General features: G+C 70.8%; 28 protein-coding genes. 1 reads left to right on the forward strand and 27 read right to left on the reverse strand.

Going from position 1 to position 25,073, the window contains the following annotated elements; genetic code table 11:
- Positions 1-4: 4 nt before the first annotated feature.
- The 5 genes from J2S59_RS18165 to murA all read right to left on the reverse strand — a co-directional run bounded on the left by J2S59_RS18165 (position 5) and on the right by murA (position 4,713).
- Positions 5-529 carry a ferritin gene (locus J2S59_RS18165; RefSeq protein ID WP_068119952.1) on the reverse strand — a complete coding sequence of 175 codons (525 nt, stop codon included), beginning with the start codon at positions 527-529 and terminating at the stop codon, positions 5-7.
- Positions 530-545: 16 nt separating this feature from the next.
- Entirely contained in the window at positions 546-740 is a 195-nt protein-coding gene (locus J2S59_RS18170; protein WP_068119953.1) for a hypothetical protein, read from the reverse strand.
- A 79-nt stretch (positions 741-819) separates the two neighbouring features.
- A complete protein-coding gene (locus J2S59_RS18175; RefSeq protein ID WP_181641818.1) occupies positions 820-2,862 on the reverse strand; it encodes an ethylmalonyl-CoA mutase in 2,043 nt (680 codons plus the stop codon).
- 92 nt (positions 2,863-2,954) lie between these two features.
- The gene (locus J2S59_RS18180; protein ID WP_068119958.1) at positions 2,955-3,269 is read right to left on the reverse strand and encodes an STAS domain-containing protein; all 315 of its coding nucleotides are present in this window, start codon (positions 3,267-3,269) and stop codon (positions 2,955-2,957) included.
- A 118-nt stretch (positions 3,270-3,387) separates the two neighbouring features.
- Positions 3,388-4,713, reverse strand: a complete 1,326-nt coding sequence (murA, locus tag J2S59_RS18185; RefSeq protein ID WP_246360250.1) for a UDP-N-acetylglucosamine 1-carboxyvinyltransferase — start codon at positions 4,711-4,713, stop codon at positions 3,388-3,390.
- 37 nt (positions 4,714-4,750) lie between these two features.
- Here murA and J2S59_RS18190 point away from each other — a divergent pair, with 37 nt between their 5' ends.
- Positions 4,751-5,323, forward strand: coding sequence for a cob(I)yrinic acid a,c-diamide adenosyltransferase (locus tag J2S59_RS18190; RefSeq protein ID WP_306825367.1), 573 nt, complete (start codon positions 4,751-4,753; stop codon positions 5,321-5,323).
- A 69-nt stretch (positions 5,324-5,392) separates the two neighbouring features.
- Here J2S59_RS18190 and J2S59_RS18195 read toward each other — a convergent pair whose 3' ends face one another.
- The 22 genes from J2S59_RS18195 to J2S59_RS18300 form a co-directional block, all read right to left on the reverse strand.
- Entirely contained in the window at positions 5,393-6,592 is a 1,200-nt protein-coding gene (locus tag J2S59_RS18195) for an MFS transporter (protein WP_246360506.1), read from the reverse strand.
- Positions 6,589-7,029, reverse strand: coding sequence for a DUF2550 domain-containing protein (locus tag J2S59_RS18200; protein ID WP_068123037.1), 441 nt, complete (start codon positions 7,027-7,029; stop codon positions 6,589-6,591). Before J2S59_RS18200 ends, J2S59_RS18195 begins: the two co-directional genes overlap by 4 nt.
- A 147-nt stretch (positions 7,030-7,176) precedes the next feature.
- Positions 7,177-7,572, reverse strand: coding sequence for a F0F1 ATP synthase subunit epsilon (locus tag J2S59_RS18205; RefSeq protein ID WP_068123035.1), 396 nt, complete (start codon positions 7,570-7,572; stop codon positions 7,177-7,179).
- Between the two features lie 37 nt (positions 7,573-7,609).
- Complete coding sequence (atpD, locus tag J2S59_RS18210; protein ID WP_068123033.1) at positions 7,610-9,064, reverse strand: F0F1 ATP synthase subunit beta; 1,455 nt, start codon at positions 9,062-9,064, stop codon at positions 7,610-7,612.
- Between the two features lie 5 nt (positions 9,065-9,069).
- Positions 9,070-10,017, reverse strand: a complete 948-nt coding sequence (locus J2S59_RS18215; protein ID WP_068123031.1) for a F0F1 ATP synthase subunit gamma — start codon at positions 10,015-10,017, stop codon at positions 9,070-9,072.
- A 1-nt stretch (position 10,018) separates the two neighbouring features.
- Complete coding sequence (atpA, locus tag J2S59_RS18220) at positions 10,019-11,659, reverse strand: F0F1 ATP synthase subunit alpha (RefSeq protein WP_068123029.1); 1,641 nt, start codon at positions 11,657-11,659, stop codon at positions 10,019-10,021.
- A gap of 40 nt (positions 11,660-11,699) precedes the next feature.
- Positions 11,700-12,503, reverse strand: coding sequence for a F0F1 ATP synthase subunit delta (locus tag J2S59_RS18225; protein WP_068123026.1), 804 nt, complete (start codon positions 12,501-12,503; stop codon positions 11,700-11,702).
- Complete coding sequence (locus J2S59_RS18230) at positions 12,503-13,054, reverse strand: F0F1 ATP synthase subunit B (RefSeq protein ID WP_068123024.1); 552 nt, start codon at positions 13,052-13,054, stop codon at positions 12,503-12,505. Before J2S59_RS18230 ends, J2S59_RS18225 begins: the two co-directional genes overlap by 1 nt.
- Before the next feature lie 34 nt (positions 13,055-13,088).
- A complete protein-coding gene (gene atpE / locus J2S59_RS18235) occupies positions 13,089-13,274 on the reverse strand; it encodes an ATP synthase F0 subunit C (protein WP_181642395.1) in 186 nt (61 codons plus the stop codon).
- 111 nt (positions 13,275-13,385) lie between these two features.
- A complete protein-coding gene (gene atpB / locus J2S59_RS18240; RefSeq protein ID WP_306441369.1) occupies positions 13,386-14,192 on the reverse strand; it encodes a F0F1 ATP synthase subunit A in 807 nt (268 codons plus the stop codon).
- A 25-nt stretch (positions 14,193-14,217) separates the two neighbouring features.
- A complete protein-coding gene (locus J2S59_RS18245) occupies positions 14,218-14,481 on the reverse strand; it encodes an AtpZ/AtpI family protein (RefSeq protein WP_181642393.1) in 264 nt (87 codons plus the stop codon).
- A 33-nt stretch (positions 14,482-14,514) separates the two neighbouring features.
- Positions 14,515-15,012, reverse strand: a complete 498-nt coding sequence (locus tag J2S59_RS18250) for a hypothetical protein (RefSeq protein WP_068123016.1) — start codon at positions 15,010-15,012, stop codon at positions 14,515-14,517.
- An 84-nt stretch (positions 15,013-15,096) separates the two neighbouring features.
- Entirely contained in the window at positions 15,097-16,212 is a 1,116-nt protein-coding gene (locus J2S59_RS18255) for a glycosyltransferase family 4 protein (RefSeq protein WP_068123011.1), read from the reverse strand.
- A 5-nt stretch (positions 16,213-16,217) separates the two neighbouring features.
- Positions 16,218-16,916 carry an L-threonylcarbamoyladenylate synthase gene (locus tag J2S59_RS18260; RefSeq protein WP_246360505.1) on the reverse strand — a complete coding sequence of 233 codons (699 nt, stop codon included), beginning with the start codon at positions 16,914-16,916 and terminating at the stop codon, positions 16,218-16,220.
- Between the two features lie 4 nt (positions 16,917-16,920).
- Positions 16,921-17,775 (reverse strand): peptide chain release factor N(5)-glutamine methyltransferase, encoded by an 855-nt coding sequence (gene prmC, locus J2S59_RS18265; protein ID WP_068123008.1) that lies wholly within the window; start codon positions 17,773-17,775, stop codon positions 16,921-16,923.
- On the reverse strand, positions 17,772-18,851 hold the full coding sequence (prfA, locus tag J2S59_RS18270; protein ID WP_068123004.1) for a peptide chain release factor 1: 1,080 nt from the start codon (positions 18,849-18,851) through the stop codon (positions 17,772-17,774). The genes prmC and prfA overlap by 4 nt, the downstream gene beginning before the upstream one ends.
- 108 nt (positions 18,852-18,959) lie before the next feature.
- Complete coding sequence (gene rpmE, locus J2S59_RS18275; RefSeq protein ID WP_068123002.1) at positions 18,960-19,190, reverse strand: 50S ribosomal protein L31; 231 nt, start codon at positions 19,188-19,190, stop codon at positions 18,960-18,962.
- Positions 19,191-19,359: 169 nt separating this feature from the next.
- The gene (locus J2S59_RS18280) at positions 19,360-19,734 is read right to left on the reverse strand and encodes a response regulator transcription factor (RefSeq protein WP_068123000.1); all 375 of its coding nucleotides are present in this window, start codon (positions 19,732-19,734) and stop codon (positions 19,360-19,362) included.
- 96 nt (positions 19,735-19,830) lie between these two features.
- Positions 19,831-21,570, reverse strand: a complete 1,740-nt coding sequence (gene rho / locus J2S59_RS18285) for a transcription termination factor Rho (RefSeq protein ID WP_370871516.1) — start codon at positions 21,568-21,570, stop codon at positions 19,831-19,833.
- Positions 21,571-21,769: 199 nt separating this feature from the next.
- Positions 21,770-22,660: a homoserine kinase gene (gene thrB / locus J2S59_RS18290; RefSeq protein WP_068122950.1), complete on the reverse strand. Its 891-nt coding sequence runs from the start codon at positions 22,658-22,660 to the stop codon at positions 21,770-21,772.
- A 6-nt stretch (positions 22,661-22,666) separates the two neighbouring features.
- Complete coding sequence (thrC, locus tag J2S59_RS18295) at positions 22,667-23,734, reverse strand: threonine synthase (protein WP_068122953.1); 1,068 nt, start codon at positions 23,732-23,734, stop codon at positions 22,667-22,669.
- A complete protein-coding gene (locus J2S59_RS18300; protein WP_068122956.1) occupies positions 23,731-25,068 on the reverse strand; it encodes a homoserine dehydrogenase in 1,338 nt (445 codons plus the stop codon). The genes thrC and J2S59_RS18300 overlap by 4 nt, the downstream gene beginning before the upstream one ends.
- Between the last annotated feature and the right edge of the window lie 5 nt (positions 25,069-25,073).

Consider the following 25,073-nt stretch of genomic DNA (forward strand, 5'->3'; position numbering starts at 1 on the left):
GTGCTCAGGCGCCGGCGATCCGCGGCGAGGTGGGGTCGCCCCCGTCGCCGCCGTGCTCGCGGGCGACGTACTCCTCGATGTCCTCGATGTCGTCGCGGTTGCGCGTCACCACGGCGAGCAGGTCGCTCATCGTCGCGACCTCCTCGACCTGCTCCTTGATGAACCACGCCATGAACTGCTCGGAGGCGTAGTCGTGCTCCTCGCGCGCGATCCGCAGCAGTGCGTTGATCTGCTCGGTGACCCGCTTCTCCTGCTCCAAGGCGAGCGCGACGGGTGCGACCACGTCGGCGAACTGCGACTGGGGCGCCTCGGCACCGGGCAACGCGATCTCGGCGTCGGTGTCGAGGAGGTACTGCACCATCATCAACGCGTGGTCGCGCTCTTCGAGCGCCTGGCCGTAGAAGAACGCGGCCATCTGCGGCATGGTCAGCGCGTCGTAGTGGATCGCGCAGGCGAGGTACTGGTGGTGGGCGGCGAACTCGTGCCCGATCTGCTCGTTGAGCTGGGCGACGAAACGGGAGGCAGGCACCCGCCCACCTTACGGGTCACGCGACCTCGGAAAGCCCCTTCTTGGTGACCTTCTTGCCGTCGAGGCGCACGAGCTTGCGCTTCTTGACCGTGTAGCCCTCGGGCAGGGTGCCCTCTTTGAGCATGCGCAGCGGGCAGCGGCCGCACTTCGGCTTGGAGTCGCAGCACTCGCGCTTGGGAAGCTTGCGCGCGCCGTCCTTCTTCTTGCCCACGAGAGCAAGGTAGCACTAATGAAGGCGAGCCTTACCTGTGTTCTCGATCTCGGTTTCTGGTCGCCGCCTCGGAGCTGCCTCAGGCCAGTCCGTTGGCCTTGCGGATGACGTCGACGATGCCGTCCATGATCTCGGTCAGCCCGAAGTCCTTGGGCGTGTAGACGGCACCGACCCCCTGCTCGATGAGCGCGCGTGCGTCGGAGCCGGGGATGATCCCGCCCACGATCACCGGCACGTCACCGATGCCGGACTCCTGCATCCGCGCCAGCACGTCGGGGACGAGCTCCATGTGGCTGCCCGACAGGATCGAGAGCCCGACGCAGTGCACGTCCTCGGCCAGCGCCGCAGCGACGATCTGGTCGGGGGTGAGCCGGATGCCCTGGTAGATCACCTCGAAACCGGCGTCGCGCGCCCGGACGGCGACCTGCTCGGCGCCGTTGGAGTGCCCGTCCAGGCCGGGCTTGCCGACCAGGAGACGCAGGCGGCCGCCGAGCTCCTCACCCGTCGCGCGCACGCGCTCACGGACCGCCGTCAGCTCCGCACCGGCCTCGGCGACACCGACGGCACCGCTGACCCCGGTCGGGGCCCGGAACTCACCGAACACCTCGCGCAGGGTCCCGGCCCACTCCCCCGTCGTCGCGCCGGCGCGGGCCGCCGCCAGTGTGGCCTCCATCAGGTTGACGTCGGACTTGGCGTCCTCGGCCAGGCGCGCCAGCGCGGCGTCGACCTCGGCCTGGTCACGCTGGGCCTTCCACGCCCGGACGCTCTCGATCGCGGCCGCCTCCGCAGCCGGGTCGGCCGTCTGGATCGCGCCGTCGAGGTCGGCCGTGAGCGGGGAGGGCTCGGTGGTCTCGAACCTGTTGACGCCGACGATGATCTCGTCACCGGACTCGATCCGCGCGCGCCGGGCGGCGTGGGCGGAGACGAGGTTCTGCTTCATGTAGCCGGACTCGACCGCGGCGATCGCGCCACCCAGCGCGGCGACCCGGTCCATCTCCTCACGCGCGCCCGCGATCAGCTCGGCGACCTTGGCCTCGATCACGTGGCTGCCGGCGAAGATGTCGTCGTACTCCAGCAGGTCCGACTCGAAGGCCAGCACCTGCTGCAGCCGCAGCGACCATTGCTGGTCCCACGGCCGCGGCAGACCCAGCGCCTCGTTCCACGCGGGCAGCTGCACGGCGCGAGCGCGAGCGTCCTTCGACAACGTGACGCCGAGCATCTCCAGGACGATCCGCTGGACGTTGTTCTCCGGCTGGGCCTCGGTGAGGCCGAGCGAGTTGACCTGCACGCCGTACCGGAAGCGACGCATCTTCGGGTCCTGCACGCCGTAGCGCTCACGGGTGATCTCGTCCCACAACGCCACGAAGGCACGCATCTTGCACAGCTCCTCGACGAACCGCACCCCGGCGTTGACGAAGAACGAGATCCGGCCGACGACCTTCTCGAAGTCGTCCTCGCTCACCTGGCCGGTGTCGCGGACGGCGTCGAGCACGGCGATCGCGGTGCTCAGCGCATAGGCGAGCTCCTGCGTCGGGGTCGCGCCGGCCTCCTGCAGGTGGTAGCTGCAGATGTTGATCGGGTTCCACTTCGGGACGTTGTTGACCGTGTAGGCGATCGTGTCGGCAGTCAGCCGCAGCGAGTGCTCGGGCGGGAAGACATAGGTCCCGCGCGAGAGGTACTCCTTGATGATGTCGTTCTGGGTCGTCCCAGCGAGCTGACCGGCGACCTCCTCGGGCGCCAGCTCGGGGTTCTGCTCCTCCGCCACGACCTGGTACATCGCCAGCAGCCACATGGCCGTGGCGTTGATCGTCATCGAGGTGTTCATCTCCGTCAGCGGGATGCCCTCGAAGAGCTGACGCATCTCCCCCAGGTGCGGCACGGGTACGCCGACCTTGCCGACCTCGCCGCGCGCGAGCGGCGAGTCCGGGTCGTAGCCGGTCTGGGTCGGGAGGTCGAAGGCCACCGACAGTCCGGTCTGGCCCTTGGCGAGGTTGGTGCGGTAGAGCGCGTTCGACGCCGCGGCGGTGGAGTGCCCGGCGTAGGTGCGCATCACCCACGGCTTGTCCTTCGGCCGCGGTCGGTCCGCCGGGGGAAGCGCACTGTCAGGGGTCTGCTCGCTCATGGGTGGAGGATAGGCCCGGACGTACGCGCGAGTAACCCCGCTGTCGGCTGATTCACACTGCGGGGTGCCGACCCCGGCTCAGACAGCCCCGCTCAGACGGCGACGGGCTCCACCGACACCCGGTGCCGGAACCGCGCCACGGTCAGCATCCGCCGGACTGACGGGCTGCACCCCCGCAGCACCAGCCGGTGTCCGGCGCGCTCGGCGGCCCGGGTCGCGACCGCAAGCACCCGCAGCGCGGTCTCATCGACAGAGGGCACGCCGGAGAGGTCCACGACGATGTCGTGCTCACAGGTGTCGGTGTGCGCCTCCAGGTGGGCGTACAACGCCTGGCGCACCGTGCTGGTGCTGCGCACGTCGAAGTCCCCGACCAGCTTCAAGATCGATCCGTCAACCTCGAGATCCACCACTGCACACACCCGCCCGTTCGCTGCTGCGGGACGCCCGAATCGTCCCCCTCCACCACTATGACGCGCGCCACAGCGTTTTGGTTGCTTTGGGTCCGGCGGTTTCTCAGATCGTTCGTCAGTCCGGTTCGTCGGACCCGACGCGGGCGATGTCGACCCCGAGGGTCTGCAGCACCTCGACGAAGTGCGGGTAGCCGCGGTCGATGTGGTGCGCCTCCGCCACGACGGTCGTCCCCTCGGCCGCCAGTCCGGCGAGCACGAGGGCGGCGCCCGCGCGGATGTCGTGGGCCACGACCGGCGCCCCCGACAGCGCCGGCACGCCGCGCACGACGGCGTGGTGACCGTCGGTGCGCAGGTCGGCGCCCAGCCGCGCGAGCTCCTGGGCGAACATGAAGCGCGCCTCGAAGACGTTCTCGGTGATCATCGCGGTGCCGTCGGAGGTGGCGGCGAGCGCCATCGCGAACGGCTGCAGGTCGGTCGGGAAGCCGGGGTACGGGAGCGTCGCCACGTCGAACGCCGCGAGCCGGTCGTCGCACCGGACGCGGAACGCGTCCTCGCCGTACCCCTCGACGGTCTCGATCTGCGCGCCCGCGGCGACAAGCTTGTCGACGACGATCTGGAAGTGCCGCAGGCCCGCCCCGGCGACGGTCACGTCTCCCCCGGCGATCGCGGTCGCAAAGGTCCACGTGCCCGCCACGATCCGGTCGCCGATGGTGGTGTGCTCGACCGGTCGCAGCTGGGCGACCCCCTCGACCTCGAGCGTCGACGACCCCACGCCGGCGATCCGTGCTCCCATCGCGATCAGCAGCTCGCACAGGTCACCGATCTCGGGCTCGCGGGCCACGTTGTCGATCACCGTGGTGCCGGGCGAGAGCACGGCGGCCATCAGCAGGTTCTCGGTTGCCCCGACGCTGGGGAAGTCCAGCCAGAGCGAGGCGCCCCGCAGCCGATCGGGCACCTCGGCGACGACCATGCCGTGCTCGACCCGCACCTGCGCGCCGAGCTCCTCGAGGCCCTTGAAGTGCATGTCGAGCCCGCGCGAGCCGATCGCGTCACCGCCGGGCAGGGCGACCCGAGCGGTGCCGCACCGGGCCACTAGCGGCCCGAGCACGCAGATGCTGGCCCGCAGCCGGCGCACGAGCTCGTACGGCGCCTCCGGGTCGAGCTCCTCGGGCACGTCGATGACCACGGTGCCGGACCCGCGCAGGGAGACCGTCGGGTCGGGGTGCTCCACGGTGACGGTGCAGCCCAGGCGCTCGAGCAGCTGCGCCATCACGTGGACGTCGAGGATGTCGGGGACGTTGTGCAGGGTGCTGCGACCAGGCGCAAGCAGGGTCGCAGCCATCAGCTTGAGCGAGGAGTTCTTGGCCCCGCCGACCTCGACCGTCCCTTCGAGCGGTCGGGTGCGCGGCCCGGCGGCCGTCAGGCGGAAGGCGTCACTCACGTCGGGGACGATACCCACGACATCTAGGGTGGTGACCATGGTCAACCTCACGCGCATCTACACCCGTACCGGCGACGGCGGACGCACCCGCCTGGGCGACATGAGCGAGACCTCGAAGAACGACCTGCGGCTGCACGCCTACGCCGATGTCGACGAGGCGAACGCCCACCTCGGTCACGCGCTCGCCGCCGGTGGCCTCGAGGAGGACGTGGTCAAGGTCCTCACGACCGTGCAGAACGACCTGTTCGACGTGGGGGCCGACTTCTGCACCCCGGTCGTCCCCGACCCCGAGTACCCGCCCCTGCGCATCGAGCAGGCCTATGTCGACCGCCTCGAGCAGTGGTGCGACGACTACAACGCCGACCTGCCGAACCTGCGGTCGTTCATCCTCAACGGCGGCACTGCGGGCGCAGCACTGCTGCACGTCGCGCGCACGGTCGTCCGTCGCGCCGAGCGTTCGGCGTGGGCGGCCTACGAGGAGCACGCCGAGACGATGAACGTCCTCGCCATCACCTACCTCAACCGGCTCTCCGACCTACTGTTCATCCTCGCCCGCCACGCGAACCGCGAGCAGGGCGACGTGCTGTGGGTCCCCGGTGGCGAGCGCTGAGCGGGCACTGAGCGTCCTGGTCGAAGATCGCAGTCACCAGCCGACTGGGATCTTCGAGTGCGGCGCAGATCAAGCCGGGGCGTCTCGTGGCCTGGCCGCCGGCACGAGCAGCGCGGCCGGAAGCGTGAGGATCGCCAGCGCCCACAGCGCCTCGAGCGTGCCGACGGTCTCAGCGAGCGCCCCGAAGGCGGGCGGACCGGCGAGGAACGCGGTGTAGCCCAATGTCGACACCACGCTGACGCGGGCGGCGGAGCGCACCGGGTCGTCCGCGGCCGCGCTCATCCCTACGGGGAAGCCCAGGGACGCGCCCAGTCCCCAGAGCAGGATGCCGAGCGCGATGAGCGGCCCATCCTGGGTGACCACCAGCGCGATCCCGGCCGCGGCGCACAACAAGGTCCCCCACAGCACCGCGGTGCGGCCACCGCGGTCCAGGACGGCCGGGCCGACGAGGCGACCCAGCGTCATCGCGGCGACGAAGCCGGCATACCCGGCCACCCCTGAGGCCTCGGCGAAGCCGTGCCCGTCGACCAGCGCGAGGGCCAGCCAATCGTTGGCCGTGCCCTCCATCAGCGCGAGCGCCATCACCATCGCGCCGATCAGGAGCGTCCGGGGCTCGGTCCAGGCGCGCCAGACCGACACCGACGAGCCTGGGGGGCCTTCACCACCGCGCGCCGCCCCGCCCACCGGGACGAATGCCCCCGTCGCCGGGAGGAGCACGCCGACGCTGAGGACGAGGACCAGCCCGACGTGCACCGGCGCCGGCACGCCGAGGGCGATGGCCGCGGCACCCAGTCCGGCTCCGGCCACGGTGCCGATGCTGAACCCGGCGTGGAAACGCGGCATGACCGTGCGGCCCAGCCCGCGCTCGACCTCGGCGGCCTCGACGTTCATGGCGACGTCCCACGCACCCGAGCCCGCGCCGTACACGAAGAGCCCGGCAGCCGCCAGCACGCGCGCAGCATCGACCGGCACACCGTCGCTGATGGCGACCGCAGCGCACGAGAGGCCGACGACGGCGGCGACGAGGCCCGCCCGCACTGCTATGCGTACGCCGACCCGCTCGATCAACGCGCCGGTGAGCGGGAGCGCGATCATCGAGCCCACGGCCAGTGCGAGCAGCAGCAGGCCGAGCTGGGCGTTGTCGAGCTCCAGGGCGCGTCTGGCCTGCGGCAGCCGCGAGACCCAGGTCGCGAAGCACAGGCCGTTGAGGACGAAGACCCAGCCGGTGCCGTTGCGGGCGGCACGGATCGTCGCTGCGGGGGCGCTCACCCGCGGCGCAGCTGGCCGGGCGGGGCCGCCTCGGTCCAGGCCTGGAACCCCGTGAGCGCCTCCCGGCTCATCGCAAGCTCCTGCACCCCGGTCGGCGTCTCACAGGTGACCACGACGTGGTCGGTGTAGAGCGAGTACGTCTCCGCGCCCTCGGGCGCACGGCGGCCGATGTAGTCCAGCTCCGTGCGGGCGAACACCCGACGCGGACGCGGCGAGATCGAGAAGATCCGGAACCACTGCAGGACGTCCCGGTCGTAGCGTCCCAGGCCGAGCACCCAACCGCGACCGGGCCGGTCGGTGCGGACTCGCACGCTGAGCTCGAAGGTCCCGCCGTTGCGCGACAGCACGCGACGGCGCACGATCAGCGTCAGCCCGTAGAGGACCAGGAGCACGAGCGCTGCACCGACGATGTCGAGGAGCAACTGCCACCACGGCATGCTGCTTCCTCCTGTCGGCCACGAAGCGGAACGGACGAGAAACCCCGCACGCCCGGCTACGAGAACCGGGCGTGCGGGGGATGCTATCGAATGGGACGGGTCCGGCGCACCGGCGCACCGGCGCACCGCCCAACGGTCAGGCGGTGGTCAGACCCCGCGCTCGGCGGCCCGCAGGCGGGCCTCGGCAACACGGACGGCCTGGATCGCCTCGTCGTCGAGCTCCCCGGCCGCCTGCGCGCGCTCGAGGTCGTGACGTGCCTTCTCGAGGTCGATCTCGTGCGACATCTCCGCACGCTCGGAGAGCAGGGAGATGCGGTTGTCGGCGACGGACAGGAACCCGCCGTCGACTGCTGCCACCCAGCTCTCGCCCTCGACCGTGGTCACCTCGATGACACCCGGCACGAGCACCGAGAGCAGCGGCGCGTGACCCGGGAGCACGCCGAGGTCGCCCTCGGTCGTACGGGCGATGACGCTGGTGGCCTGACCCGACCACACGAGGCGGTCGGCCGCCACCAGCTCCACCTGCAGAGCGCTCTCACTCACGGTTCTTCAGCTCCTTGGATCTCGGCAGATCGACGGGTCAGAGGGACTTCTGGATCTCGTCCCACTTGCGCTCGACGTCGTCGAGACCACCGCACATGAAGAACGCCTGCTCGGCGACGTGGTCGTACTCGCCCTCGGCGATCTTGTTGAACGCCTCGATGGTGTCCTCGATGGAGACCGTCGAGCCCTCGATGCCGGTGAACTGCTTGGCGACGTAGGTGTTCTGCGAGAGGAACCGCTGGATGCGGCGCGCCCGCGACACGATGACCTTGTCCTCCTCGGAGAGCTCGTCCACACCGAGGATCGCGATGATGTCCTGCAGCTCCTTGTTGCGCTGGAGGATCTGCTTGACCCGGATGGCGCAGTCGTAGTGCGCCTGGCCGATGTACTGCGGGTCGAGGATCCGCGACGTCGAGGTCAGCGGGTCCACGGCCGGGTAGATACCCAGCGACGCGATCTCGCGGGAGAGCTCGGTGGTCGCGTCGAGGTGGGCGAAGGTGGTCGCCGGAGCCGGGTCGGTGTAGTCGTCGGCCGGCACGTAGATCGCCTGCATCGAGGTGATCGAGTGACCACGCGTCGAGGTGATCCGCTCCTGGAGCACGCCCATCTCGTCCGCCAGGTTGGGCTGGTAGCCCACGGCCGAAGGCATGCGACCCAGCAGGGTCGAGACCTCGGACCCGGCCTGGGTGAACCGGAAGATGTTGTCGATGAACAGCAGCACGTCCTGCTTCTGGACGTCGCGGAAGTACTCCGCCATCGTCAGGGCGGACAGCGCGACGCGCAGCCGGGTGCCCGGCGGCTCGTCCATCTGGCCGAAGACCAGCGCGGTCTGGCTGAACACGCCCGCCTCGGTCATCTCCGCGATCAGGTCGTTGCCCTCACGCGTGCGCTCGCCGACCCCGGCGAACACCGACACACCACCGTGGTTGCGGGCCACACGCGCGATCATCTCCTGGATGAGCACGGTCTTGCCCACGCCGGCGCCGCCGAACAGGCCGATCTTGCCGCCGGTGACGTACGGCGTGAGCAGGTCGATGACCTTGATGCCGGTCTCGAACATCTGGGTCTTCGACTCCAGCTGGTCGAACGCGGGCGCCTTGCGGTGGATGCCCCAGCGCTCGTTGACCTCGAGCGTCTCGCCCTCCTCGAGGTTCATGCAGTCGCCCGTGGCGTTGAACACGCGGCCGAGCGTCACGTCGCCGACGGGCACGGTGATCGGGCCCCCGGAGTCGCGCACCTGCTGACCCCGGACCAGGCCGTCGGTCGGCTTCATCGAGATGGCGCGGACCATCCCGTCGCCGATGTGCTGGGCGACCTCGAGGATGATCGTCGTCGTCTCGCCGCCGAGGCTCAGGTCGACGTCGAGGGCGTTGTAGATGCCCGGCATCGCGTCCGCGGGGAACTCGATGTCGACGACGGGGCCGATCACCCGCGCGATGCGTCCGACGCTGCCCGCAGTGGTCTCAGCGGTCTCGTTGATGGTGGCAGTCATTGTTCTCACTCACTCCCGGCAGTCGCATCGGCGAGCGCGTTGACGCCACCGACGATCTCGCTGATTTCTTGGGTGATGCCGGCCTGGCGGGCCTGGTTGGCGATTCGGGTGTACTTCTTGATGAGCTCCTCGGCGTTGTCCGTCGCGGCCTTCATCGCCTTCTGGCGGGCGGCGAGCTCGGAGGCAGCCGCCTGCAGGAGGGCGAAGTAGATCCGGCTCTGGACGTACTTCGGGAGCAGGGCGTCGAGCACGTCGGAGGGCGAGGGCTCGAACTCGTACAACGGGAGCAGCTCGCTCTCGCTGGGCGCCTCGGTGCCCTCCACGACCTCGAGCGGCAGCAACCGCACGGCCGTGGGCTCCTGGACGAGCATCGACTTGAAGCGGGTGAACACGACGTGGACCTCGTCCACGCCGAGCAGCCCGTCGGCGTCATCACCGGGGGTGCCGGCGTCGCCCTCAGCGTCGCGTACGAAGCTGTCGATGAGCAGCTCGCCGATCTCCGCGGCGGTGTCGTACTGCGGCTGGTCGGACTGACCCGACCAGCTGTGCAGCACGTCGCGACCGCGGAACTTGTAGTACGCCTGCCCCTTGCGTCCGGAGACGTAGAGGTCGACGTCCTTGCCCTCCTCGCGGAGCTTCTCGACCAGTCGCTCCGCCTCCTTGAGCACGTTGGAGGAGTAGGCACCGGCCAGACCCCGGTCGCTGGTCACGACCAGCACCGCGGCCCGGGTCGGATTCTCGGGCTCGGTGGTCAGCGGGTGGTCGACGTCGGAGAACGTCGCCAGCGCCGAGACCGCTCGGGTCAGCTCACGGGCGTACGGCGCGGCCGCCTGCGCCCGCTGCTGCGCCTTGATGATGCGGGACGCAGCAATGAGCTCCATGGCGCGCGTGATCTTCTTCATCGACTCCGTCGACTTGATCCGCGCGCGGTACTCACGCAGCGATACGGCCATCTCAGCCCCGCTTCTGCTTGACGATCTGCTCCTGCTCGACGTCCTCGTCCTCGAGGGCGTCGTGCTCCTCGCGGCCGGCCTTGATCGACTGGCCGTCGGAGGTCTGGAACTGGTCGAGGAAGGAGTCGTACGCCGAAGCCAGCGCCGCCTCGGTGTCGTCCTCGAACTTGAGCGACTCCCGGATCGTGCTCAGCACGTTGTCGTGCGAGCGCCGCAGGTAGTCGAGGAACTCCTGCTCGAAGCGGTGCACGTCCTCGGTCGGGACGTCGTCGAGCCGGCCCGAGGTGCCGATCCAGAGCGCGACGGTCATCTCGTCGATCGGGTACGGCGAGTACTGCGCCTGACGCAGCAGCGCCATCAGCCGCTGGCCGCGGGCCAGCTGCTGGCGCGACGCGGCGTCGAGGTCGGAGGCGAACATCGCGAACGCCTCCATCGCGCGGAACTGCGCGAGGTCGACCTTCAGCGAACCGGTCACGGCCTTCATCGCCTTGGTCATCGCCGCGCCACCGACGCGGGACACCGACACACCGACGTCGATGGCCGGGCGCTGGTTGGAGGCGAACAGGTCCGACTGGAGGAAGATCTGGCCGTCGGTGATCGAGATGACGTTGGTCGGGATGAACGCCGACACGTCGTTGGCCTTGGTCTCGATGATCGGCAGACCCGTCATCGAGCCCGCGCCCATCTCGTCGGACAGCTTGGCGCACCGCTCGAGCAGCCGGCTGTGCAGGTAGAAGACGTCACCGGGGTACGCCTCACGGCCCGGCGGGCGGCGCAGCAGCAGCGACACGGCGCGGTAGGCCTCGGCCTGCTTCGTCAGGTCGTCGAAGACGATGAGGACGTGCTTGCCGTCGTACATCCACTCCTGGCCGATGGCGGAGCCGGTGTAGGGCGCGAGGTACTTGAAGCCGGCGGAGTCCGAGGCCGGCGAGGCGACGATGGTGGTGTACTCCAGCGCGCCGGCCTCCTCGAGGGCGCCACGCACGGAGGCGATGGTCGAGCCCTTCTGACCGATGGCGACGTAGATGCAGCGCACCTGCTTCGCGGGATCGCCCGACTCCCAGTTCTGCTTCTGGTTGATGATCGTGTCGATCGCGATCGTGGTCTTGCCGGTCGCGCGGTCACCGATGATCAGCTGGCGCTGGCCGCGACCGATCGGCGTCATGGCGTCGATCGCCTTGATGCCGGTCGCGAGCGGCTCGTGGACCGACTTGCGCTGGACGACGGACGGAGCCTGCAGCTCCAGGGCGCGACGACCGGACGTCGCGATCTCGCCGAGACCGTCGATCGGGTTGCCCAGCGGGTCGACCACACGGCCGAGGTAGCCCTCGCCGACGGGGACCGACAGGATCTCGCCGGTGCGGCGGACCGTCTGGCCCTCGGAGATCTGGTCGAAGTCACCGAGGATGACGACACCGATCTCGCGGGTGTCGAGGTTCAGGGCGATGCCGAGCGTGCCGTCCTCGAACTCGAGCAGCTCGTTGGCCATGGCGGAGGGCAGGCCGGAGACCCGGGCGATGCCGTCACCGGCCTCGGCGACCGTGCCGACCTCCTCGCGGGTCGCGGCGTCCGGTTGGTAGTCGGCCACGAAACGCTGCAGGGCGTCGCGGATCTCGTCCGGACGGATCGAAAGCTCCGTCATCACTCTTCCTTTTCCTCAGGTGTGTTCAGGGGGTGGGCGGTCAGCCGGCCAGTTGGCGGCGGGCCTCGTCGAGACGGCCGGCCACGGTGCCGTCGATGACGTCGTGACCGATCTCGACACGCAGGCCGCCGATGACGGCCGGGTCGACGACCACGTCGAGATGGACGGGTCGGTCGTACTGACCGGACAGCGCCGACGTGAGTCGCTGCTGGTCGGCCTCGCTGAGCGACTTCGCGACGCGGACCGTGGCCACGAGGCGATCGTTGACCTCGGCGACCACCTGGCGATAGCTCTCCAGGGCGACGTTCAAGGTGCGGTAGTTCCCGGCCAGCGCCTGCTTGAGCAGGGTGCTGGTCGCCGGGGAGACCTTCGCGCCGAAGAGCTGGTCGACCAGCGCCGTCTTGTCGGCGGTGGAACGCGCGGGGTCGGAGAGCACGTCGCGCAGCTCCGGGTTGCTACGCACGACCTCCCCCGCGGCGAAGACCTCGTGGGCCAGGCGGTCGGCATCCTCGGTCGAGAGCACGACCGCGATCTCGCTGACCCGCTGGAGCGTGTTCGGGAGGTCGCGGGTGGCGGTCCACCGCTGGGCGACGGCGGTCTTGACGACCGCCAGCGCCCCGGCGCTGACCCGGCTGCCCAGGATCTCCTCCACGAGCCCCTGCTTGGCCTCGGGACGCAGCGACACGTCGGTCGCGACGCGCCGCAGCGCGGGCTCGTCACGCAGCATCACCGCGACCGTGAACAGGTCGTCGGCAACGCGCGCCAGGTCGCCCTGCGCCGCCACCGAGTCGAGCTCGGCACGCACGGCGGCGAAGGACGCGGCCGATGCCCCGCGGAAGTCCATCAGCGCACTCCGCCCTGTCCTGCCGACTCGCCGGCCTCGATCTCGCTGAGGAACCGGTCGACGATGCGGCTCTGCCGGGCCTCGTCGTCGAGGCTCTCCCCGACGATGCGACCGGCCAGACCGGTCGCCAGGGCGCCGACCTCGGCACGCAGCTGCGTCACGGCCTGCTGCCGCTCGGCATCGATCTGCGCCTTGCCGTGCTCGACGATGCGGCCAGCCTCGGCCTGGGCCTGCTCGCGCATCTCCGCGACGATGGCGGCCCCCTGCTCGCGGGCCTCCTCACGGATCCGTGCGGCTTCGTGCCGTGCCTCGCTCAGCTGCTGCTCGAGCTCGGCGAGCTTCGCGTCGGCCTCGGCCTGCTTGGACTCGGCCGCCTCGATCCCACCCTCGATCGCGGCAGTGCGCTCCGCGAAGGCCTGCTCGAAGCGAGGAGCCACGAACTTCGTGATGAGAAAGACCAGCAGCAGGAAGAACGCCGCACTGAGGATGAGCTCCGACAGGTGCGGGACGAGCGGGTTCAGCTCCTCCGCGGCCAGGACGGTCTCATTCATGGGTCACCTCGTTCGATGGACTCGACAGGACTGATTAGAGCGCGAAGGCGAGCGCGATACCGATGATCGCGAGCGCCTCGGCGAGCGCGAAGCCCAGGATGGCGATCGTCTGCAGACGGCCCTGCGCCTCGGGCTGGCGGGCGACACCGTTGATGTAGGCGGCGAAGATCAGGCCGACGGCGATGCCGGGACCGATGGTCGCGACGCCGTAGCCGAGCATGTTGAGGGTGCCTTCCACGGCATTTCCTTTCGTTGTGACGCGAGGGCCGCGTCGCTGTGCGGGACTTGCTGATGGAGCGGTTGTGCAGTTGTGGTGCGGGGGGCCGACCGATCAGTGCTCGTCGGCGAGCGCGCCGCCGACATACATCGCGGTCAGCAGGGTGAAGACGTAGGCCTGGAGGAACATGACCAGCAGCTCCAGGGTCGAGATGCCGAAGAACATCACGAACGACATGACGCCACCGAAGATGTTCATCACCGAGCTGGAGGCCTCGAAGAGGAGGTACTCACCGCCGAGGGCGAAGAGGATCAGCAGCAGGTGGCCGGCGAACATGTTGGCGAACAGACGCAGCGCCAGCGTGACGGGGCGGACCAGGATGTTGGAGAAGAACTCCAGCGGGACGATCAGCAGGAGCATGATGCCGCTGACCCCGGCCGGGATGCAGGTGTGCTTCAGGTAGCCGAGGAAGCCGTGCTTCCAGATGCCGACACCGTTGTAGAGCAGCCACGTCAGTGCCGCCAGGCCGTAGGCCATGCCCGCGCGGGAGAACGAGGGGAACTGCAGCAGCGGGATGAGGCCGAAGTAGTTGTTGACCAGGACGAAGGCGAACAACGAGAAGAGGTACGGCACGAACTTCACGAAGTGCTCGGACCCGATGTTGTCGCGCGCGATCGAGTTGCGTACGGCGCCGTAGGCGAACTCGCCCGCGAACTGGAGGCGGCCGGGGACCACGGCGGCCTTGCGGGCCATCGCGTAGGTCACCGCGAAGATCAGCACCGTCGAGAGGACGATGAGCACCATCGGCTTCGTGACGTCGCCGAAGATCGGCGGAAGCTCGAAGTCCCTCGGTCCGGGCGGCGTGAAGCCGTTGCCGGAAGCCATCGGCAGCACCGGGGCGAGCAAGGTGGCAGCGGTCAACGCCGTGTCTCCTTCTTCTGCATCTCTACTGCTTCGTCGAGGGGCCGTCCTGCGGCCGTGAGCCGGGAGGCGCGTCCTGCACACCGAACCGCTTCACGACCATGTAGACCCCGAATCCGGCGCCCACCACGATGCCGATCGCGACCAGGTAGGAGGTGCCCAGCCACCGGTCCGCCAACCAGCCGAGCAGGCCGTAGACCAGCACCCCGGAGACGAGGTAGCTGAAGGCTTGCCAGGGATCGGGGCTCGGAGGAGAGGCAGGTCCACCGGAATCGGGTCGCGACGTCATCGCGCACCGGACGATAGCAGCCGGCGCAGGTCATCACGCACCCGCCTTCTCGTCGGGGATCGTCGGCAGGTCGTAGAGCGGCTGGCGCGTGCGAACGGCGGCCACGACGTGGCCCACGGTCCAGGCGACGGTGCCCGCGATCACGGCCGCGGCGAACCACGAGCGGGCGGTGTCGGTCGCCGGCCAGCCGGCCTGCGTCGCGCCCACGAACAGCGCGAGGAGGGCAAGCACCTGGAAGGTGTAGGTGAGCATCGCCAGCGCGAGCGAGGCGCCGGGCATGACGCCCGCGGCGAAGTGCAGGAAGAACGCGCCGAGCACGAAGAACCCGAGCGCGACCCCTGCACCGACCATCGCGGCCTCAGCGGCGGCGTCCCCGGCCAGGACGGCGGCCAGCACCACGGTCACGATGCCGGTGACGGCTGTCGCCGCCATGGCCACCAGCAACGCCCCCATCGGCGGGACGACCGGCGCCGGGCGGGCCGGGACGGAGGCGTCCGGGCGCGGGGCGGTCGTCATCACGGCGGTGGCCATTCTGTGCGGGAACGGTCAAGGCAGCACCTCCGAGAGGCGCTTGTGAAAACTAGCACAAAGTCACCGTGCGCCCGCATTGGCACGTTACAACGACGTCCGCACCCGAGGCAGGGAGAAGGTCGCGACGACGGTCAGCACCGCCCACGCACCCAGTGCCGCCCAGGTGGCGGGGCCGGAGTAGAGGCTCGCCACCACGCTGCCGACGGCGAGCAGCGCCGCCCACAGCCACATGATCAGGACCGCGCGACGGTGGGAGTGCCCGATCTCCAGCAGCCGGTGGTGCAGGTGCTGCTTGTCCGGGGCGAACGGCGAGCGGCCGGCCGCCGTACGCCGAACCACGGCGAGGACCAAGTCGACGAACGGCACGATCAGGATCGCGACGGGAAGCAGGACCGGCATCAGGACGGGCAGGAAGCTCGTGTCGCCGCCCGTGCCGTCGACGAAGACGCGGGGGGTGAACTGACCGGTGAGCGTCAGCGCCGAGCCGGCGAGGACCAGGCCGAGCAGCATCGATCCGGAGTCGCCCATGAAGATCCGCGCCGGCCAGAAGTTGTGCGGCAGGAAGCCGGCGCACACGCCCGCGAGCCCGGCGCACAGCAGCGCCGCGGTGATCGCCAACGTCTCGTCGTTGGCATCGGCGAGCGTGTAGGAGAAGACGAAGAAGCCCACCGCGCCCAGCCCCACCACTCCCGCGGCGAGCCCGTCGAGTCCGTCGACGAAGTTGACCGCGTTCACGGTCGCCACGACCAACAGGATGCTGAACAGCTGGGCCTGCAGGGTGTCCAGCGTCATCTGGCCGCCGCCGGGCTGGATGATGAAGTAGAACTGCACGCCGTTGAGGACCAGGAAGCCGGCGGCCGCGACCTGTCCCCCGAGCTTCATCAGCGGGTTCAGCTCGATCAGGTCGTCGAGCACGCCGACCGCGCAGATCAGCGCTCCGGCCACGAGCACCGTCCCGGCGTCGTCGAAGACGGTCGCCTGCGCCGTGGACAGGAACGGCAGGGACTGCGCGACGACGTACGCCGCGACGAGGCCGCCGAGCATCGCCACTCCCCCGAAGTACGGGATCGGGACGGCGTGCACGTCGCGGTCCCGCACCTGCGCGACCGCCCCCGTCCGCACGGCCACCTCGCGCGCGACCACCCCCAGCAGGTAGGTGACGGCGGCCGCGACGAGGAAGACCAGGAGGTACTCGCGCACCGGACCTACCCGAGGTCCTCGACGTGGGTGCCGTGGTCGGCGACCAGGGCGTCGAGCTGCTCACGGGTCACGGCCCCCGCGCGCAGGATCCGGCCGACCGGACCGGTCACGTCGAGGATGGTGGACGGCACGGACGCCGGCGTGGGCCCGGCCTCGAGGTAGACCGCCACGCGGTCGCCGAGCATCTCGCGTGCGCCGTACGCGTCGGTGGCGGCGGGCAGACCGGTGCGGTTCGCGCTGCTCACCGCCAGCGGACCGGTCCGGCCGATCAGCTCGAGGGCGACGGGGTGGTCGGGCATGCGCACCGCGACCGTGCCGCGGGTGTCGCCCAGGTCCCACTGCAACGACGGCTGCTGGCGGCACACGAGCGTCAGCGGTCCCGGCCACAGCGCCTCCACCAGGGTGCGCGCATAGACCGGCACCCCGATCGCGAGGGCGTCGAGCGTCCCGGCGGCCGACACCAGCACCGGCGGAGGCATCTCGCGTCCGCGTCCCTTCGCGCGCAGCAGGCGCCGCACGGCGGTGGGGTCGAAGGCGTCGGCGCCCACGCCGTAGACGGTGTCGGTGGGCAGGACCACGAGCTCACCGCGCTGCACCGCGAGGGTGGCGGCACTGACGCCAGCCTCCCGCGCGTCGGAGTCGGCGGTGTCGAAGAGGGTCTCCGCGGGCTCGCGCTCTGGTCCGGGGGTCACGGGCTCGTCCACCGGGTCATCGTGCCAGTCGCGCGGTCGTGAAGCGGGGACGGCCCGCCAGGTCGCGGTGGTCGCGCACGTCCTGCCAGCGGCCGGTCGCGACGAAGACGGCCGGCGCGCTGTCGCCCTGGGCGTCGGCGTGCTCGGCCCCCAGCACCCCGCCGGGGCGCAGCAGCCGGGCGGCGGTGCGCTCGAGGACGCGGAACGCGTCGAGCCCGTCCTGCCCCGACCACAGGGCCAACGCCGGGTCGTGGTCGCGCGCCTCCGGCGCGACCGACTCCCACGCCTCCACCGGGATGTAGGGCGGGTTGCAGGCCACGACATCGACGCTCCCGTCGAGGTCGGAGAAGGCGTCGGCCATGTCGCCCTGGCGCAGGTCGACCCCGGTGTCGGCCAGGTTGCGCGCGGCCCAGGCCCACGCCGACTCATCGAGCTCCACGGCATGGACCCGGGCATCGGGCACCTCATCGGCAACCGCTCGTGCGATGGCGCCCGAGCCCGTGCACAGGTCCACCACCACCGGGCGTACGCCGTCCGCCGCACGCGCGAGGGCCTCCTCGATCGCCCATCCCGCCAGCAGCTCGGTCTCGGGTCGCGGCACGAACACCCCGGGGCCGACGGCGAGCTCGACATGCCGGAAGGCGGCGGTGCCGGTCAGGTGCTGCAGCGGCTCGCGCGCCACCCGGCGGCGGACGAGCGCGTCGTACGCCGCCTCCTGCTCGGCAGCGACCTCGTCGACCAGCACGAGATTGCCGCGCGAGACCCCCAGCACGTGCGCGAGCAGCAGCGCCGCATCGGTCTCCGGCGAGGCGACCCCGGCGGCGGTGAGCCGGCGGGCGGCCTCCGCCTGCACGGCGCGGGCGTGGCTCACCCGGTCTCCTCGAGCGCCGCCAGCCGGGCGGCCAGATCGGCCTCGATGCTGGCGGCGACCACCGGACCCAGCGCCCCGTCGAGCACCTGGTCGAGGTTGTAGGACTTGTAGCCGGTGCGGTGGTCGGAGATCCGGCTCTCCGGGAAGTTGTAGGTGCGGATCCGCTCGGACCGGTCCACGGTGCGCACCTGCTGGCGCCGCGCGTCCGAGGCCGCCGCGTCGGCGGCCGACTGGGCGAGGTCGAGCAGCCGCGCCCGCAGGATCCGCATGGCCTGCTCCCGGTTCTGCAGTTGCGACTTCTCGTTCTGACAGCTCGCCACGACGCCGGTCGGCAGGTGGGTGATCCGGACCGCGGAGTCGGTCGTGTTGACGCTCTGCCCGCCGGGCCCCGACGAGCGGTAGACGTCGATGCGCAGGTCGTTGTCGGAGATGTCGACGTCGACCTCCTCGGCCTCCGGCAGTACGAGGACGCCCGCGGCCGACGTGTGGACGCGCCCCTGGCTCTCGGTGACCGGCACCCGCTGCACGCGGTGCACGCCGCCCTCGAACTTCAGCTGGGCGTACGGCGCCTCCCCCGGTGCCGGCGTGCCGCTGGCCTGCACGGCCACGGTGACGGACTTGTAGCCGCCGAGGTCGGAGGGGGTGGCGTCGAGGATCTCCGTGCGCCAACCGCGCTGCTCGGCGTAGCGGGTGTACATCCGCAGCAGGTCGCCGGCGAACAACGCCGACTCCTCGCCACCCTCGCCGGACTTGATCTCCACGATCGCGTCCTTGTCGTCGGCCGGGTCGCGCGGCACGAGCAGGTGCCGCAACCGCTCCTCGGCGGCGGCCAACCGCTGCTCGAGGGCGGGGACCTCCTCGGCGAACGCCGAGTCCTCGGCCGCGAGCTCGCGGGCCGCCCCGAGGTCCTCGGTGGCGGCGCCCCACTCGTCGTGAGCGCGCAGGACGGCGCTCAGCCCGGCGTAGCGCCGATGCAGGCGGCGCAGCAACCCGGCGTCGGAGTGGACCGCCGGGTCGGCCAGGCGCTGCTCGAGCTCGGCGTGCTCATCGCGCAGTGCAGCGACGGCCTCGAACACCCCGCGCTCCCTTCTGTCACCCTCGCTGCCCGGTCCCCGACCGGCTTCCACAGACGACGACGCCGGTCCCCGGCTCGGCGAGAGCGCAGGGGACCGGCGTCGGAAGTGCTACTGCGCGGCGTCCTTCTTGGCGTCCTTCTTGGCGTAGCGCGCCTCGAAGCGGGCGACGCGACCACCGGTGTCGAGGATCTTCTGCTTGCCGGTGTAGAAGGGGTGGCACTGCGAGCAGACGTCGGCGTGGATCGAGCCGGTGCTCGAGGTGCTGCGCGTGGTGAACGAGGCGCCGCAGGTGCAGGTCACCTGGGTCTCGTTGTAAGCGGGGTGGATGTCCTTCTGCATGATTTCCTCTCGGGGGTTCGGGTCGCCGGGTCGCTCCGCCGAACGCGGACACGTGAACCGGAACCAGCCGACAAGTGTGCCGCACACACGGGCGTTCACACCAATCCGGCACCGACCACCGCCACAACGCCCGGCCCCGGTGCGGGTATTCCGCCGGGGCGGCTCGTTCTCAGCCGGACTTGCGGGCCAGCAGGGCGTCGACCCGCCCGGCGAGCTCGCGCGGGCTGAACGGCTTCACGACGTAGTCGTCGGCCCCCGCCGCGAAACCCTGCTCGATGTCGGTCTCCTGGGCGCGCGCGGTGAGCATGATGATCGGCAGGGCGCTCGTGGCGTCCTGCTCACGCAACGCACGCGCAGCGTCGAGGCCGCTCATCCCCGGCATCATCAGGTCGAGGATGACCAGGTCGGGGACCTCGGCCTGGCAGGCCTCGACCGCTGCCGCACCGTCCTCGACGGCAAGCACGTCGTGGCCGGTCTGGCGCAACTTGAAGACGACGAGGTCGCGGATGTCTCCGTCGTCGTCGGCCACCACGATCCGTGCCACAGCTATCGACCCCTTCCGAGCCTTGCGGCCGTCAGCATAACGACGCACGGCCCGTGGCACCGGCGCTTCTCGAACGCGTCCCGCGCCCGCGCCCTGTCAGTCCGTGTCGCGGGCGCCGGGTGTGGGCGTCGTCTTCTGCACCTGGGTGAGGAACTCGATGTTGCTGTGCGACTTGCGCAGTCGCTCCAACAACAGCTCCAGCGCCTGCTGTCCTTCGAGTGCCGACAGGACCCGGCGCAGCTTCCAGACGATGGCGAGCTCCTCCTCCCCCATCAGGAGCTCCTCGCGCCGAGTGCCGGAGGCGACCGCGTCGATCGCCGGGAAGATCCGCTTGTCGGCGAACTCCCGGCGCAGCCGCAGCTCCATGTTGCCGGTGCCCTTGAACTCCTCGAAGATCACCTCGTCCATCTTCGAGCCGGTCTCGACCAGCGCGGTGGCGAGGATCGTCAGCGAGCCGCCGTCCTCGATGTTGCGCGCGGCGCCGAAGAACTTCTTCGGCGGGTAGAGCGCGGAGGAGTCCACTCCCCCCGACAGGATCCGACCGCTCGCGGGCGCCGCCAGGTTGTAGGCACGCCCGAGGCGGGTGATGCTGTCGAGCAGGACGACCACGTCGTGGCCGAGCTCGACCAGCCGCTTGGCCCGCTCGATCGCCAGCTCGGCGACGGTCGTGTGGTCGGTGGCCGGCCGGTCGAACGTCGAGGCGATGACCTCGCCCTTGATCGTGCGCTGGAAGTCGGTGACCTCCTCGGGCCGCTCGTCGATCAGCACCACCATGAGGTGGACCTCGGGGTTGTTGGCACTGATGGAGTTCGCGATCGACTGCAGGACCATCGTCTTGCCGGCCTTGGGCGGCGACACGATCAGACCGCGCTGACCCTTGCCGACCGGGGCCGTGATGTCGATGACGCGACCGGTGAGGTTCTGCGCGTCGGTCTCCAGCCGCAACCGCTCCGAGGCGTGCAACGGCGTGAACGAGGAGAACTCCGGCCGGGTGCGGGCCGTCTCGGGCTCGACGCCGTTGACCGACTCGATGCGGACGAGCGGGTTGAACTTCTCCTTGCGCTCCCCCTCGCGCGGCTGGCGCACCTGACCCGTGATCGCGTCGCCGCGGCGCAGACCGTATTTGCGCACCATCGACAACGAGACGTAGACGTCGTCGGGGCCGGGCAGGTAGCCACTGGTCCGGACGAACGCATAGTTGTCGAGGACGTCGAGGATGCCCGCGCACGGGACGAGCACGTCGTCCTCGAGGATCTGGGTGTCGGGCTCGTTGCGCTGGGTCCCGCGGGTGCGCTCCCGATCCCGCCCGCGGCGGCGCCGGTTGCGCCGGCTGCCACCGTCGTCATCGCCGTCCTGGGCCTGGCCCTTGTCCTGCTGCTTGTCCTGCTGGCCCTTGTCCTGTTGCCTGTCCTGCTGCTTGTCCTGCTGCTTGTCCTGCGGCTGCTTCTCCGCGGACCGCTGCGGGCGCTCCTGCTGGTCCTGCCGGTCCTGCCGCGGACGCTGCTCCGACTGCTCGGCGGGCTTCTCGGCGGGATTCTCTGCCTGCGGCTTCTCGGCCTGCGGCTTCTCGGCCTGGGGCGTCTCGCCCCGGGGCTTCTCGGCTAGGGGCTTCTTCTCCGGCTGCGCGGGCTGACCTCCACCCTGCGCGGCCTGGATCGCCTCGATCAGCTGACCCTTGCGCATGCCGCCGGCACCCTTGATCCCCAGCCCACCGGCGAGCTGCTTGAGCTCGGGCAGCAGGAGAGAGCTGAGGCCGCCGCCACTGGAGCGACGGCGGCTCGACGCCGGCTTCTCGGTGACAGCCTGCTCGGCGGGGGTCTGGCTGGATTCGGTCACGTGAGGTCCTTCCCACGTTGAGTGCCGCCCACGTCTGGCACGGCGGGAACAGATGGCGGGCCTCACCGGTGCGTCGCGGCGTCGTGGCACCAGAGCGGGCCACCGGCGGCGCCGGGATCACGGGGAGGTGTGCGCGGCGATCACGACCATGGTCGGCGTCTCGACGGTGCCGCCACCGGGCCTGCTGCGCGGCGCCACCCTAACAGACCTGTGCGCCGTCGAGATCCACCGCGAGTGCGAGCGGCTCCCAGCCCACGGGCGCCAACGCGGCCACCTGCTCGACGTCTCGCTCGCCCACGAACGCCAGCACCGAGGGACCCGCGCCGGAGATCACCGCCGGCACCCCCTGGGCGCGCAGCCGGGTGACGAGGTCACACGTGCCGGGCATCGCCGGACGGCGGTAGTCCTGGTGCAGCGCGTCCTCGGTGGCATCCATGAGCAGCTCAGGACGACCGGTGAGCGCGGCGACCAGGAGCGCGGCGCGACCGGCGTTGCGCGCGGCGTCGCGATGCGGGACCTGCGCCGGCAGCAGCGCCCGGGCGGCGGTGGTCTTCACGGCCTCGGCCGGGACCAGGACGACGACCCGGATCCGTGGGTCCACCGCGAGCTGCGTGGCGTGGTAGCCGTCGGCGGTCTCGTAGGCGACGGTGAACCCGCCGAGCAAGGCTGGGGCGACGTTGTCGGCATGCCCCTCGAGCCGACCCGCGAGATCGAGCGCGGCCCGGTCGTCGAGGACGAGGGAGCCACCCGGCACGAGCGCCCGCGCGGCGACGATGCCCGCGACGATCGCGGCCGAGCTCGAGCCCAGACCGCGGCCGTGCGGGATGCGGTTGCGGCAGCTCAGCCGCACCGGCGGCACAGGGCGCCCGAGCTGCTCGAAGGTCGCCGCCAGGGCGCGGTGCACCAGGTGGGTCTCGTCGAGCGCGACGTCGCCCGAGCCGCTCCCCTCGACCGTGATCTCGAGCCGGTCGGCGACCTCGACCCGCACGACGTCGCGGAAGCCGAGCGCGAGACCGAGCGAGTCGAAGCCCGGACCGAGGTTCGCGCTGCTCGCCGGCACCGAGACCTCGATGACGCGCGGTGTGGGCATGGGCGGTCAGCGCAGGCCGGCCGCGGCGGCCGCGGCGTCGGTGTCGGCGTCCACCACGACGTCGACGAGGTCGGAGAAGGTCGACAGGGCGGTGTCGATGTCTTTGAGCCCATGACCGGTCACGGTGACGACCACCCGGGAGCCCCCGAGGTCGCGGCCCTCGGCGTGCTCCAGGAGCATCCCCGCGACACCGGCCGCCGACGCCGGCTCGACGAAGACACCGTCGCGTGCCGCGAGCTCGCGCTGTGCGGCGAGGATCTGCTCGTCGGTCACGGAGCGGAACGCGCCACCGGACTCGGTGGCCGCGGCGACGGCGGCGTCCCAGGAGGCCGGGTTGCCGATCCGGATGGCCGAGGCGACCGTCTCGGGCTCGGCCACCGGCGCCCCGGCGACCAGCGGTGCCGCACCGGCGGCCTGCCAGCCCAGCATGGTCGGGTGCTTCGTGCTCACGCCCGCCTCGGCGTACTCGCAGTAGCCCTTCCAGTACGCCGTGATGTTGCCGGCGTTGCCGACGGGCAGCACGTGGAAGTCGGGTGCGTCACCGAGCATGTCGACGATCTCGAACGCGGCGGTCTTCTGGCCCTCGATGCGCATCGGGTTGACCGAGTTCACCAGGGCGACCGGATAGTCCTCGGCGAGCGTGCGGCACATGCGCAGGCAGTCGTCGAAGTTGCCGCGCACCTGGATCACCTGCGCGCCGTGCAGGACGGCCTGCGCCATCTTGCCGGCGGCGATCTTGCCCTGCGGGACCAGCACGAGCGGCGTGATCCCGGCGGCCGCGGCGTAGGCGGCCATCGAGGCGGAGGTGTTGCCGGTGGAGGCGCAGACGACGGCCTTCGCGCCCTCGCCGACGGCGACCGACAGCGCGACGGTCATGCCGCGGTCCTTGAACGACCCCGTGGGGTTGTTGCCCTCGACCTTGAGCCACACCTCAGCGCCGGTCAGGCCGCTGAGCCAACGGCTCTCCACGAGCGGCGTACCGCCCTCGCGCAGGGTGACCGTCGGGGTCTGCTCCGGGATGTGCAGCAGGTCGCGGTACTCCTCGATCACGCCGCGCCACTGGTGGGCTGTCACTGGTCACTCTCTCCTTCGACACGCATCACCGACGACACGTCGTGGACGTACTCCTTGGCACGCAGCGCCTCGACGGTCGCAGCGAGCGCGGCGTCGGAGGCACGGTGGGAGACGACGACCAGCTGGGCGTCGACGCCTCGGCCCTCCTGCCGCACGGTCTGGATGGACACCTCGTGCTCGGCGAACACCTGGGCGACCGCGGCGAGCACGCCGGTGCGGTCGTCGACGTCGATCTGCACGTGGTAGCGGGTGGTGGTCTCCCCCATCGACAGCACCGGCAGCTGCGCGTAGGCGGACTCTCCCACGCCGCGCACCCGGCTGAGCCGGTTGCGGGCGGCCGTGACGAGGTCACCGAGCACCGCGCTGGCGGTGGGTGCACCACCGGCACCGGGGCCGTAGAACATCAGCTGACCGGCGGCCTCGCTCTCGACGAAGACCGCGTTGTAGGCCTCCCGGACACTCGCCAGGGGGTGGCTGCGCGGGATCATCGCCGGGTGGACGCGCGCCGAGACGGCCGTGCCGTGGTCTCCCTCGACGAGCTCGCAGATCGCCAGCAGCTTCACCACGCAGCCCATGTCGCGGGCACCGGCGATGTCGGAGGCGGAGATGTCGACGATCCCCTCGCGGTGCACGTCGGCGGCGGTGACCCGGGTGTGGAACGCCAGGCTCGCGAGGATCGCCGCCTTCGCCGCGGCGTCGAAGCCCTCGATGTCGGCGGTGGGGTCGGCCTCGGCGTAGCCGAGCGCCTGCGCCTCCTCCAGGGTCTCGGTGAAGCCCGCCCCGGTGGTGTCCATCTTGTCGAGGATGAAGTTGGTGGTGCCGTTGACGATGCCGAGCACGCGGGTGACCCGGTCGCCGGCCAACGACTCGCGCAGCGGACGGATGATCGGGATCGCACCGGCCACGGCCGCCTCGTAGTAGAGGTCACGGTCGGCCTTCTCCGCGGCGGCGAAGAGCGTGCTGCCGTCCTCGGCGAGCAGCGCCTTGTTGGCGGTGACGACGGAGGCGCCGTGCTCGAGCGCGGCCAGGATCAGCGACCGTGCCGGCTCGATGCCGCCGATGACCTCCACCACCAGGTCGACGTCGTCGCGGCGTACCAGCGCCTCGGCGTCGGTGGTCAGCAGCTCGGTGGGCAGGTCCACCTCGCGCGGCGCGTCCAGCCGGCGTACGGCGACACCGACGAGCTCCACGGGAGCGCCGACCCGTGCCTCGAGGTCACCGGCCTGCTCGTGCAGCAGCCTTGCCACCTGGCTGCCGACGGAGCCGCAGCCGAGGAGGGCCACGCGCAGTCGCTTGACGCCCGAGTCGTGGGCAGTGTCGCTCCCGGAATCCATGCCTG

The organism is Nocardioides massiliensis (assembly GCF_030811215.1).
In the GTDB taxonomy this organism is placed as follows: Bacteria; Actinomycetota; Actinomycetes; order Propionibacteriales; family Nocardioidaceae; genus Nocardioides_A; species Nocardioides_A massiliensis.